Source organism: Bartonella sp. AA78NXGY (assembly GCF_042197005.1).
GTDB lineage: Bacteria > Pseudomonadota > Alphaproteobacteria > Rhizobiales > Rhizobiaceae > Bartonella.
Genome location: NZ_JBHIRI010000098.1, coordinates 1 through 278, shown reverse-complemented (window position 1 = coordinate 278; position 278 = coordinate 1). Strand labels below are relative to the sequence as shown.

The following is a 278-nucleotide window of genomic DNA, read 5'->3' as shown; positions in this document are numbered from 1 at the left end:
CTTTAATCTTCACGGTTTTGCCAATCACGCCAGCAAGCACATGCGCGAGTGATATCAGTCTCTTGTGTTTTTTTGCTGCCACCGCATAATAGCAACAATACGGTCTTTCCAGATTGGACATAATAAACTCGGTAGCCAGGACCAACATTAATACGCAATTCATGAACACCCTCACGAAGCGGCTTGAAATCGCCAAAGTTTCCCTGCTCTAAACGATTAAGGCGGCGAATAATTGCAGTTTTAGCCTGTATATCACGGAGCTTTCGCAGCCAATCAGC

General features: G+C 45.3%; 1 protein-coding gene. It reads right to left on the bottom strand.

The annotated features are described in order from the left end of the window. Positions 1–2: 2 nt before the first annotated feature. Positions 3–278: type II toxin-antitoxin system RelE/ParE family toxin (locus tag ACFINL_RS09835; RefSeq protein WP_375651502.1), on the bottom strand; the 276-nt coding region annotated here is incomplete at its 5' end.